This window comes from Kluyvera huaxiensis, from assembly GCF_040149365.1.
Taxonomy (GTDB): domain Bacteria; phylum Pseudomonadota; class Gammaproteobacteria; order Enterobacterales; family Enterobacteriaceae; genus Kluyvera; species Kluyvera intermedia_A.
Window position 1 is genome coordinate 1 of sequence record NZ_JBEFLV010000042.1, and the last position, 10,967, is coordinate 10,967.

General features: G+C 50.3%; 12 protein-coding genes. 8 read left to right on the forward strand and 4 right to left on the reverse strand.

Annotated features, from left to right (window positions below; genetic code table 11):
• Positions 1-122: 122 nt before the first annotated feature.
• Positions 123-1,310 (reverse strand): porin OmpC, encoded by a 1,188-nt coding sequence (ompC, locus tag ABOC97_RS23560; protein WP_349602259.1) that lies wholly within the window; start codon positions 1,308-1,310, stop codon positions 123-125.
• 728 nt (positions 1,311-2,038) lie between these two features.
• On the opposite strand from ompC, the gene drpB reads away from it, so the two are divergent.
• From drpB to ABOC97_RS23580, 4 genes are read left to right on the forward strand one after another with little or no spacing between them, the layout of a single operon-like run.
• A complete protein-coding gene (gene drpB, locus ABOC97_RS23565; RefSeq protein ID WP_349602261.1) occupies positions 2,039-2,320 on the forward strand; it encodes a cell division protein DrpB in 282 nt (93 codons plus the stop codon).
• Between the two features lie 45 nt (positions 2,321-2,365).
• On the forward strand, positions 2,366-3,073 hold the full coding sequence (locus tag ABOC97_RS23570) for a phosphohydrolase (protein ID WP_349602262.1): 708 nt from the start codon (positions 2,366-2,368) through the stop codon (positions 3,071-3,073).
• A 43-nt stretch (positions 3,074-3,116) separates the two neighbouring features.
• A complete protein-coding gene (locus tag ABOC97_RS23575; protein WP_349602264.1) occupies positions 3,117-4,538 on the forward strand; it encodes a DNA cytosine methyltransferase in 1,422 nt (473 codons plus the stop codon).
• Positions 4,519-5,013, forward strand: coding sequence for a very short patch repair endonuclease (locus ABOC97_RS23580; protein ID WP_349602266.1), 495 nt, complete (start codon positions 4,519-4,521; stop codon positions 5,011-5,013). Before ABOC97_RS23575 ends, ABOC97_RS23580 begins: the two co-directional genes overlap by 20 nt.
• Here the strand turns inward: ABOC97_RS23580 and yedA are convergent.
• Positions 4,988-5,899 carry a drug/metabolite exporter YedA gene (yedA, locus tag ABOC97_RS23585; RefSeq protein ID WP_349602268.1) on the reverse strand — a complete coding sequence of 304 codons (912 nt, stop codon included), beginning with the start codon at positions 5,897-5,899 and terminating at the stop codon, positions 4,988-4,990. The two genes, ABOC97_RS23580 and yedA, sit on opposite strands and share 26 nt — an antisense overlap.
• A 175-nt stretch (positions 5,900-6,074) precedes the next feature.
• Between yedA and ABOC97_RS23590 the strand changes: the two genes are divergently transcribed.
• The 3 genes from ABOC97_RS23590 (at position 6,075) to dgcQ (ending at position 9,147) form a co-directional block, all read left to right on the forward strand.
• Positions 6,075-6,986 (forward strand): DUF808 family protein, encoded by a 912-nt coding sequence (locus tag ABOC97_RS23590; protein WP_349602270.1) that lies wholly within the window; start codon positions 6,075-6,077, stop codon positions 6,984-6,986.
• Positions 6,987-7,063: 77 nt separating this feature from the next.
• The gene (locus ABOC97_RS23595; protein WP_349602272.1) at positions 7,064-7,243 is read left to right on the forward strand and encodes a YodC family protein; all 180 of its coding nucleotides are present in this window, start codon (positions 7,064-7,066) and stop codon (positions 7,241-7,243) included.
• Positions 7,244-7,482: 239 nt separating this feature from the next.
• Positions 7,483-9,147 (forward strand): cellulose biosynthesis regulator diguanylate cyclase DgcQ, encoded by a 1,665-nt coding sequence (gene dgcQ, locus ABOC97_RS23600; RefSeq protein ID WP_349602277.1) that lies wholly within the window; start codon positions 7,483-7,485, stop codon positions 9,145-9,147.
• Positions 9,148-9,468: 321 nt separating this feature from the next.
• Here the strand turns inward: dgcQ and ABOC97_RS23605 are convergent, their stop codons facing one another.
• Positions 9,469-9,678 (reverse strand): YodD family protein, encoded by a 210-nt coding sequence (locus ABOC97_RS23605; RefSeq protein ID WP_349602274.1) that lies wholly within the window; start codon positions 9,676-9,678, stop codon positions 9,469-9,471.
• A gap of 169 nt (positions 9,679-9,847) precedes the next feature.
• Between ABOC97_RS23605 and dsrB the strand changes: the two genes are divergently transcribed.
• Positions 9,848-10,036: a protein DsrB gene (gene dsrB / locus ABOC97_RS23610; RefSeq protein ID WP_234507464.1), complete on the forward strand. Its 189-nt coding sequence runs from the start codon at positions 9,848-9,850 to the stop codon at positions 10,034-10,036.
• A gap of 51 nt (positions 10,037-10,087) precedes the next feature.
• On the opposite strand, the gene rcsA is transcribed toward dsrB, so the two are convergent.
• Positions 10,088-10,711: a transcriptional regulator RcsA gene (gene rcsA / locus ABOC97_RS23615; protein WP_234507466.1), complete on the reverse strand. Its 624-nt coding sequence runs from the start codon at positions 10,709-10,711 to the stop codon at positions 10,088-10,090.
• Positions 10,712-10,967 lie beyond the last annotated feature (256 nt).

The window sequence follows — 10,967 nt, forward strand, 5'->3', positions numbered from 1 at the left end:
GCCCCCGACCATCAAGGCCGAGGGCGGTTAAAATATCAAAAACCCGCTATCCGGTTAACCGTCATGCTGCTCCGCTTAAGTGAACGGCATTGCGCATAATGCGGGCTTTTTTCGTCGCCGGGTTAGAACTGGTAGTTCAGACCCATGCCGAGGACGTTATCGGTAGAGATACCGTTAGCATGGTAGAAGTTGGATGAGCTATCCAGCAGGTTAACCTTGAAATCAACATAAGTGGACATGTTTTTGTTGAAGTAGTAGGACGCAGCAACATCAACGTAGTTTACCAGATCCTGGTCGGTCAGGTAGGAACCGCTGTCATTGTGGTGGACACCGACATCATAACCACGGGAATAGACCCAGGCCAGAGATGGGCGCAGGCCAAAGTCGAATTGGTACTGTGCTGTGACTTCAAAGTTTTGCGTTTTGTTAGCGATACCATCGTCACCAAACGGTGTCATGTTACGGGTTTCAGCATACATCATCGCCAGATAGATGTTGTTGATATCGTATTTCGCGCCCAGAGTCCAAACTTCAGCCGTATCGCCGCCAGCGCGAACGCTGCCGTTTTTGCCATTACCGTAGTTATTGTATGTCCCGCGGGAATTAACCTGGTCGTTGGTACGGTCAGAAGCACCGTATGCTGCACCGACGCTCAGGCCCTGCAGCACAGGGAAAGCTTCGCCGAATTCATAGGTGGTAGACATACTGTAGCCATCGCCGTTCTGGAAACGAACGTCATTGTGACCGTTTTTAGTCCCTTCCTGATGATTTGAGCCATCTTCGTTATTGCCCTGGTACTGCAGCGCGAAGTTCCAGCCTTCGACTTCGCCAAAGAAGTCGGTGTTACGGTAGGTAGCAACGCCGTTGGTACGACCCACCATAAAGTTATCGGACCAGGTGTAGGAATCGCCACCGAATACCGGCAGCATATCGGTCCAGCTTTCAATATCGTAGATCGTACCGTAGTTACGACCGTAATCGAAGGAACCGTAGTTAGCATACTTCAGCCCCGCAAAGGCAAGGCGGTTGAAGGAGTTATCGCCTGCATTCTCGGTGTCGTTAGCGTAGGTTTTGTACTCCCACTGAGCATAGCCAGTCAGCTCGCTGTTGATTTGCGTTTCGCCTTTAAAACCAAGCTGCACGTAGGTTTCGTCGCCATCATCGCCTGCGTTATCAGAGAAGGTGTGACGGGCATCAAGATTGCCGTAAAGATCAAGTTTATTGCCGTCTTTATTATATAGTTCAGCCGCATTAACCGCGCCTGCGATCAATAAAGCGGGGAACAACACTGCCAGTGCTTTAATTTTCATTATATTTTCCTTTGCATTATAACGCATGTGAATAAAGTAACGTCATCCGGCGTTACTGGATTGAATAATATATTGGGGGTTCATTTTATTTCACGATATAAATGTAAGTAAACTATATTAAATATTTCAACATATTTCATTTATAATAAATTTAATATGGTAGGTGTCATTTCATTTTCCTTGTGTATTTAACATGTTGTTATGCATATATTTTATATGGTGCGGCACTCAGGCTTATGCTCTTGATGAATGTATTGAGAATGTATGATATAAAAAAATCCCGGCGATACACGTGTACCGTCGGGAAGATGAAGTAAATAAAAGATTCCATGCATCACAAAAGACTAATAACAATGTGAATCATGGCATGTTTTAAATGAGAAACATAGGTGTCGTTAGGTGGTTTATTTTATTGGTGGGGTGAATGATAAGTGTGATATATAAAAACATGAAGTATGTATTTGCCGATAAATGACAAGAATAAAAAATAATGGCGTGAAGAAAAATAGCTGGCGAGATACATAAGATATGGCCTCGCGGTATGTGATAGCAATGTTCATCGCGCTGGACGACAACATTGCCGCGGATCAACTGAGCGCCATTTCATCGCGTTAAGGTCGAACCAGAGACTATCGCGAGCGGCTTAAATTGCTATAATGTGATTGTTGTCACATTTTTGTCTGGTGACGTTATTGCCGTTGGTATTATTCGTGTGATGAGAGTGGTTTATGGAAGAAAGGATGAATCGCAGCCCTGGCGGTAGACTGGCGCTCTGGGTTTTCTACGCATTTTGCGGTTACTTTGTCTGGGCGATGGTGCGTTACATTTGGGTCATCAGCGCAGTACAAAGCATCCCTGGGGCAACCCTTGACGGTGAGATTGGTTCTACCAGCGGCAAATGGCTGGGGGCGCTACTGGGTTTTCTGTTACTGAGTATCGTGGGTTTACTGTTGGGGGGCATCGCCTGGTATACGCGTCCTCGCACGGCTGAACAGGAAGAGCGCTCGTAATATTGCTATGCTGGGGTCCGGCTTACATCTTTAGGTAGCGATGGAATGGATCTCACGACGTGGCAGCAACACATTGAGTTGTGGTTTGAACAACATTATGACGGCGGCGATGCTTCGCATGATATTGCCCATTTCCGCCGGGTATGGCGGTCCGCGCAGCAGATTGCCGACGGGCAGTCGGTTTGTCTGACCGTCGTTCTCTTCGCCAGCTATTTTCACGATTTGGTCAGTCTGCCGAAAAATCATCCTGACCGCGCCCGTTCTTCTCTCCTATCCGCCGAGCGGACGGTACAGATTTTATTGAGCGATTTCCCGCAGCTTCCTGTCGAACACCACGCCGCCATTGCCCATGCTATCGAAGCGCATAGCTTTAGCGCGCAAATTACACCGCAAACGATAGAAGCCAAAATTGTACAAGATGCCGATCGCCTTGAGGCGCTGGGGGCTATAGGTCTGGCGCGCGTCTTTGCGGTCTCTGGTGCCATGAATACCGCGCTATTCAATGCCGATGACCCTTTTGCCGAGAGTCGCTCGCTGGATGATAAAGCTTACGCCCTTGACCATTTCCAGACTAAATTACTGCGTCTGCCGGAAACAATGCAAACGGCAAAGGGGCGTGAAATAGCACAGCGCAACGCCGATTTTCTGGTGCACTTTATGGCCAAACTGGGTGCCGAATTGAGCGGAGACCCTGACTCGCTGGATGCCGGTGTGCTCAGACGATTCGCGGCGCAAGATCTGCCCAACTTATGATAATCTCAGGCTTATTTTCCTTTTTCTGTATCTGGTCAATTTTATGCAACAGCGAGTCTTAATAAACGAGGTGGCGGCGAGCCCTGAACCGGATGCTCAGGCGCTGCTCCAGCATATTCTGGAAATTTACGATCTTAAGACCGTTGTCGCCGAGCTGATTGCTGTGGGGGAACAGCACTGGAGCCCGGCTATCATCAAACGCGTCGTCGCGTTATCGCGCGCCAATACCCGGTTGAGCGAAAATGAGTGTGCGCATCTGGCGGCGATGCTGCCGAAACCACCGGCGCATCATCCGCATTATGCGTTTCGTTTTGTCGATCTCTTCGCTGGAATCGGTGGGATCCGCAGCGGTTTTGAAGCCATCGGTGGACAGTGTGTATTTACCAGCGAGTGGAACAAACATGCGGTGCGGACCTATAAAGCCAACTGGTACTGCGATCCGCAGGAACATCAATTTAATGCCGACATTCGCGACGTTACGCTGAGCCACCATCCCGAAACCAGCGACAGCGAGGCCAGGGCACATATTCTGCAGTCTATCCCCCAGCATGATGTCCTGCTGGCAGGTTTTCCCTGTCAGCCATTCTCGCTGGCGGGGGTGTCGAAAAAGAACGCCATGGGACGGGCACACGGGTTTGCCTGCGATACCCAGGGAACGCTGTTCTTTGATGTGGTACGTATTATTGACGCTCGCAGGCCGCCCATTTTTGTGCTGGAAAACGTCAAAAACCTGAAAAGCCATGATAACGGGAAAACCTTCCGGGTCATCATGCAGACTCTGGATGAGCTGGGTTATGAGGTGGCAGATGCAGCGGCAATGGGAGCTGACGATCCGAAAATTATTGATGGTCAACATTTCCTGCCCCAGCACCGCGAACGTATTGTGCTGGTAGGTTTTCGCCGGGATTTAGGGCTGCAAGAAGGGTTTACTCTGCGCGATATTCCCGCGCTTTACCCGGAACATCGTCCTGGTTTTGCGGAATTACTGGAGCCAACGGTCAATCCAAAATTTATCCTGACGCCGGTGCTATGGAAATATCTCTATCGCTATGCCCAAAAGCACCAGCAGAAGGGCAACGGTTTTGGCTATGGTCTGGTCGATCCTACGCGGGCAAACAGCGTCGCGCGTACGCTCTCAGCGCGTTATTACAAGGATGGTGCCGAGATCCTCGTCGACAGAGGATGGGATCGTTCGTTGGGCGAGAAAGACTTTGACGACCCGCAAAACCAACTGCATCGCCCGCGTCGTCTGACGCCGCGTGAATGCGCACGTCTGATGGGTTTTGAATCACCGCAGGGATACCGTTTTCGCATCCCGGTGTCAGATACTCAAGCCTATCGCCAGTTTGGCAATTCCGTTATCGTACCGGTGTTTGCCGCCGTTGCTCGCCTGCTGGAATCGCGCATTTTGCAGGCCGTAGCGCTACGTGATGCGGACAAGAACGATGGCAGACGTTCACGATAAGGCCACCCGCAGTAAGAATATGCGCGCGATTGGCGCGCAGAATACGGCTATAGAAAAACGGATGGCGGCTTTGCTGGATTCGCTTGGTCTGCGCTGGTTAGCGCAGGACAGCAGTCTTCCGGGCCGCCCCGATTTTACCCTCAGTGACTACCGCTGCGTGGTCTTTACCCACGGTTGCTTCTGGCATCATCACGACTGTTACCTGTTTAAAGTCCCGGCCACCCGAACTGAATTCTGGCTGCATAAAATTAACGGCAATGTTTTGCGCGATGCGCGCGATATGAGGCTGCTCAGTGAGCAGGGCTGGCGCGTACTGGTCGTGTGGGAATGCGCGTTACGGGGACGAATGAAGCTTAGTGACGCTGCGCTGTGTGAGCGTCTGGAGGAGTGGATCTGCGGCGGCGACGGCAGCGCGCAGATCGGTACTCAAGGGATTTCTTGTCTGACTTTTATTTCTGCGTCGGACACGCAATAGCCACACTTTTCGCCGGGAACAGATACTTGCCGAGCGTGACCAGCACCACCGCCGCAATGATAATCGCCAGCGCCAGCCACTCTATGGCGGACAAATTTTCGCCGTTAAAGCTGGTGCCTAACAGCACGGCGACCACTGGGTTAACGTACGCGTAGCTGGTCGCCACCGCCGGAGTGACGTTGCGGATAAGATACATGTAGGCATTAATGGCGATAATCGAACCAAATACCGACAGATAACCCACCGCGAGGAAACCGCGTAAATCGGGCATGGCGGTCAGACGTTCCCCGCTCAACAGCGAGGCTGCCATCAGAACAATTCCGGCGGCCAGCATTTCAATGGCCCCGGCCATCATTCCGCTCGGCAGCGTAATCCGCGAGCCGTACACCGAGCCAAACGCCCAGCTCAGGGAACCGATTAAAATCATCAATGCCCCCCAAGGATTACCGCTGAGGTTGCCGCCGCTATTGAGCAGAACAATTCCGGCAAGACCGATGGCAATCCCCATCCACTCCAGTTTACGCGTGGCGATACCAAAAAAGCGGCTAAAGCACAGGGTAAATAATGGCACGGTGGCCACCACTACCGCCGCGATACCGGAAGGCACATGCTGATGTTCGGCGACTGTTACCATGCCGTTACCGATAGCCAAAAGCAGTACGCCAATCAGCGCTGCATTTAACAGCGGCTTTGGTGCCGGTAGGCGGTGACCGGTCGCCAGCAGAAAAATGAACAGTACGATGCCCGCTGAGAGAAAGCGTACGCCCGCCATCATTAGCGGTGGCCAACTGGCCACGCCAATGCTGATGGCAAAGTAGGTCGATCCCCAAATGATGTATAACGCGAATAGCGCGCCAACCAGCGGCAACAGATGTTTAAAACGCATACTTCCTCACGGCAAAATAGCAAGCAGGCAGATAGTAAACGCCAAAACTACCGCGCTGGCGAGTGCTTTAATTCAGGGATTGATGTTGTCTTTATGTTATGAATATGTATCGCTTACTCCCGGCGCTTTTTTGCTTCATACTTTGTTATCAATACAAAAATGAAGGATGTCACTTGTGGCAGGAAGTAGCTTATTAACGTTATTAGATGATATCGCCACCTTACTGGACGATATCTCCATGATGGGCAAACTGGCGGCGAAGAAAACCGCTGGCGTATTGGGCGATGATTTGTCGCTCAACGCTCAGCAGGTCTCTGGCGTCCGTGCGAACCGCGAGCTGCCGGTGGTGTGGAGTGTCGCCAAAGGATCGATGCTCAATAAGGTCATTCTGGTGCCATTGGCACTGCTGATTAGCGCCTTTATTCCCTGGGCGGTAACGCCGCTGTTGATGATTGGTGGCGCCTACCTCTGTTTTGAAGGCGTTGAAAAAGTGATGCATACGCTGCATGAGCGTAAGCATAAAGATGATGACAACGCGCGCCAACAGCGTCTGGAAGCGATTGCTCAACAAGATCCCGGTAGCTACGAGCGCGATAAGGTGAAGGGGGCTATCCGGACGGATTTCATTCTGTCGGCGGAGATCGTGGCTATCACTCTGGGCATTGTTGCCGAAGCGCCGCTGCTCAATCAGGTGCTGATTTTATCCGGCATCGCGATACTGGTGACGGTAGGGGTTTATGGCCTTGTTGGCGTTATCGTGAAGCTTGATGATATGGGCTACTGGCTAGTAGAAAAGCGTAATGCGCTGGCGCAGGGGCTAGGGAAAGGGCTGCTGGTGGTTGCGCCGTGGCTGATGAAGATTCTCTCGGTGGTCGGTACGCTGGCAATGTTTCTGGTCGGTGGTGGGATTGTGGTTCACGGCGTTGGCCCACTGCATCACGCGATTGAGGCATTCTCTGCACAGCAAGCCTCTTGGGTGGCGATGCTGCTGCCAACGCTGATAAACCTGGTGCTGGGCTTTATCCTCGGCGCCATCGTGCTGACGGTGGTAAATGGGATTTCACGTCTGCGTCAGAGCAATGTATAAAAAATGCTGCCCCGCTACGCAAACCGATCAGGAATCGGCTAAGGTGAAACAGTTTCACCCTGATACCGGAGGCAATAATGGTCTTTTTGGTCAGTGATGAAGTCAGGCCCAAAAGCGGCGGGCCGAAGATGGTCGTAACGGGATATGCCAGCGGGATGGTTGAATGCCGCTGGTATGATGGATTCGGCGTCAAGCGGGAAGCTTTCCGCGAAGATGAGCTGATCCCCGGCGATATTCATAAACAAGAAAAGACGTAATGACCGCGTCTACGCCCGGCGTTTGCCGGGCGATTTATACTCGTCTTCCTTCGATGTGAATGATTGCGAGTATCGAACTGCATATTTCAGAATCTTTGTCGTAGCATGAAGTCTTGGAGCATCATGAATTATCAGCAGCAGACAAGCGTCAAAAGAGAGAGCGTTGTGGTGATAAGCAGTAAGCACAGGGGGCAAAAGTGCATCCCTTAACGGTAAAGACCACTGCCTCACCTCCTGGAATGTGGGCGAGGCTGACCCGGCGCATACGACCTGAACGGGTCGTGAACATCTGCTTTCTGATAGTGATGTTTTTTTCGACACTTTTGACCTGGCGTGAAATCATCGTACTGGAAGATGCCTATATCTCCAGCCAGCGTAATAACCTAAAAAACGTCGCTAACGACATGGATGCACAGCTACAGTTCAACACTGACAGGCTGCTGTTTTTCCGTAACGGTATGCAGTCGGCGCTTCAGATCCCTCTGGCTTTTGAAATTCTGCGTACAGCGGAACAGCAATTCGAACATCAGCGCGCCCTACCGGATTGGCGAATTTCCCTCAATAACAACCGAACTCTGCCGCTCACCGGCGTGTCGGATGCGTTCGTCGAAAACACGCATCTGCTGTCGCGCGATAACGCGCTGCTGGGGAATGAGTTTATGGCGAGCATCGAGCTGGGCTATCTGCTGCGGCTCTCATCGCTAACTCGCCAGCATGTTTCTCGTTTCGAGACGCACATGATTTACGTTTCCCGCGCGGGGTTCTATCTCAGCACTGAGGACGAACAGCGCGGAAGCATTACGGAATACTATTACAAGTTGGTCACTAGCCAGTGGTTTACCACCCAATCCCAGCGTAATAACCCGGATCGCGGCGTCAAATGGCTCACCACCTTTAATCAGGACAAACCACCGAGTGCAGAGATGGTCATTGCCTCTGCTCCGCTGGATTTTGAACAGTACTGGTACGGCGTGCTGGCTATCCAGCTGTCGGTCAACGAAATGGCCCAGTTTCTCATACAGTCGATAGAAGGCGAGGACGACGGTGAATACCAGCTCTACGACCGCCGCATGAATCTCATTGCTTCTTCCGAGCAGCTTCCCTCACGGCGCGTTCAGCTCTCACAGGAAGTGCAGGCTCAGCTTTCACACGCTTATGAGAGTGACAATGAAGGCAGCGTGCGCCAGCTTTCGCGTTTTATCAGCTGGGAAAAGCTGCGTAACTTTGACGGTGTGCTGCTGCGTATTCATAGTCTCGATGATGGCATACGCGGAGATTTCGGCAGCATCAGTATCGCCTTGACGCTCCTGTGGCTGTTGTTTACCTCTATGTTGTTGATCTCGTGGGCGGTGATTCGCCGTATGGTCCGCAATATGTCGTCGCTGCAGGATTCGCTGGAATGGCGTGCATGGCATGACATGCTGACGCGTTTGTATAACCGCGCTGCGCTGTTTGAGCGTGCGGGCAAAGCGCTGGCGCTTTGCCAACAGAACAACCAGCCGATGGCGGTGATTCAGCTCGATCTTGACCACTTCAAAAGCATCAATGATAAGTATGGCCATCAGGCCGGCGATCGGGTGCTGGTGTATATCGGGCGAGTGATTATGAACAAAATCCGCAAGCACGATATTGCCGGGCGTGTCGGTGGGGAAGAGTTCTGTATTGTGCTGCCGGAAACGTCTCTGGAACAGGCCCGCGTCGTAGCCGAGCGTATTCGCGAAAGCATCAATGCCCGTGAAATTCTGGTCGGTAAGAAACAGACTATCCGGGTCAGCGCTTCGCTCGGGGTGTGCTGTAGCGAAGAACTTTACCAATACGACTTTGAGCATTTGCAATCCATCGCCGATAGCCGTTTGTATCAAGCGAAGAAAGGCGGGCGCAACCGTGTCAGCACGGAAGATTAAGAGCAAAGTCGACGACAGGGGCCATAGCACATAAATTTTACTTATGGATAAAATAAACCCTAAGAAAAATCTCAAACCATGAGTGAGGATTTTCTGAATGAATAGTCATCAACTATCTGATTTTTAACGTTGTTACGAGAAATGGTATGAAGGACGGATGTCCGGTCATACTTATTTATTAGGTGAATAATTCTTGTCATTCGAAATAAACGAAGATAATGTTTCATCCACGTCAGATTTCCTGATGTAACGAATATTTCAATGCTTCTTGCTTCGGCAAGGTTGATCCCGACGCGTAGGTGTCGGGATTTTTTTACCCGCCTAGCGCGTCACTTCTGTGATGCTGAAATCATGAATATCCAGCTCGAAGGCCTCCGCCAGCTCATGCCAGGTATGGTATTCGCGACCGTCCACGCTAACATGATGCGGGTCACTCGCCGCACGATGAATTTCGCTTTCGCTAATCTCGTTGATGGCCGCCAGCAGCGCATCAACATTTACCCCCCGGGGGTTAATGGTCGTTTTCATCATCAGTACCTTTTTTTCACTCCCTGTATAAGTATACATCTGTTGAATGGTTTTGCTTATTTTTTGAGCGATTAACGGTAAGCGACGGATTAATAGACGGTTATGCAGCAATGCGCTGTCAGCCCGACGATTTTGTTCTACACTGGGCTAAACCAATCAGGAGATGACGTTTATGCAAGTTAACGATCGTGTGACGGTCAAGACCGATGGGGGGCCACGTCGCTCCGGTGTTGTTCTGGCCATTGAGCAGTTCAATGAAGGAACGATGTATCTGGTGGCGCTGGAGGATTATCCGCTGGGGATCTGGTTCTTCAATGAGCTGGGGCACCCTGATGGGATCTTTGTTGAAGTAAACGAATAGTATTAGACGTCTGGCGGTAGACATACCGCCAGTTTCCCTGTCCCGCGAGTCCTAGCGCATATTCACAAAGATGCCCGAAGTGACGTTCTCTGCCAGGCGAACAACGTGGTAGATAACCTGTTTGTTATGCGTTTTTATCTTCCTTTTAATATTACCCTTATGTGATGATACCGTTTTGGCTTTAATATTCATCTGGTCGGAAATTTGAATCGTTCCCTGGCCTGACATCCACATTTTCAGCATGCTTGATTCTGTCCGGCTTAATGACAATGTGGAGACGCTAGTTTGCTTTGCATCTGCAGTTTCTTTTTTCAGATAATTCCCTAGAATAATATCAAGCGTTTCCGGTTTTATCGATTTGGAGCTAATTAGCAGATTACTCCGTACCATCAAATACTCATCAAAATGTATATTGGCAATAGCCATAAAAACGATGAATAAAGTTCTGGGATGTTGATTAATGATCTGCTTGATATGCAGACTACTCTGCACATCGTGAATGAAGCAGTCCTCATTAATGAACACGACAGAGGGTTGTCGGGCGCTACAGATTTCCGCAAGCCCGTCTACGCTGTCTACATTGTCAATATCTCGCTTCTTCACTCCACGACTGGCCAGGTATCCGGTTAACCCTAGCCGCGTGTAACTGCATATATCCATAATAATCGTTGACATGGCATACCCTCACTCAATGCGTAACGATAATTAACCCATTACCCTCGAACTTCATCGTCCTAACGAACCTGGTAAAAATAAAAAATGAGAATGAAGACGATCAGGCGGCATCAACTATCCCGTAAAGTTACGTATAATTTGCCAGGAATCTTCTCAAAGTAAAGTAAATGTTATGATTTGTGAATAATCTAAAAACAAATAACCCGCACCAGCGATATGCTGGTAGATGTTTTATCGTTTTTATTTTAGGAATTTC

Bases quoted from the DNA above. Each gene is read 5' to 3' on its own strand.
- ompC (WP_349602259.1), bottom strand. From the start codon at position 1,310: ATGAAAATTAAAGCACTGGCAGTGTTGTTCCCCGCTTTATTGATCGCA.
- drpB (WP_349602261.1), top strand. From the start codon at position 2,039: ATGGAAGAAAGGATGAATCGCAGCCCTGGCGGTAGACTGGCGCTCTGG.
- ABOC97_RS23570 (WP_349602262.1), top strand. From the start codon at position 2,366: ATGGATCTCACGACGTGGCAGCAACACATTGAGTTGTGGTTTGAACAA.
- ABOC97_RS23575 (WP_349602264.1), top strand. From the start codon at position 3,117: ATGCAACAGCGAGTCTTAATAAACGAGGTGGCGGCGAGCCCTGAACCG.
- ABOC97_RS23580 (WP_349602266.1), top strand. From the start codon at position 4,519: ATGGCAGACGTTCACGATAAGGCCACCCGCAGTAAGAATATGCGCGCG.
- yedA (WP_349602268.1), bottom strand. From the start codon at position 5,899: ATGCGTTTTAAACATCTGTTGCCGCTGGTTGGCGCGCTATTCGCGTTA.
- ABOC97_RS23595 (WP_349602272.1), top strand. From the start codon at position 7,064: ATGGTCTTTTTGGTCAGTGATGAAGTCAGGCCCAAAAGCGGCGGGCCG.
- dgcQ (WP_349602277.1), top strand. From the start codon at position 7,483: ATGTGGGCGAGGCTGACCCGGCGCATACGACCTGAACGGGTCGTGAAC.
- ABOC97_RS23605 (WP_349602274.1), bottom strand. From the start codon at position 9,678: ATGATGAAAACGACCATTAACCCCCGGGGGGTAAATGTTGATGCGCTG.
- dsrB (WP_234507464.1), top strand. From the start codon at position 9,848: ATGCAAGTTAACGATCGTGTGACGGTCAAGACCGATGGGGGGCCACGT.
- rcsA (WP_234507466.1), bottom strand. From the start codon at position 10,711: ATGTCAACGATTATTATGGATATATGCAGTTACACGCGGCTAGGGTTA.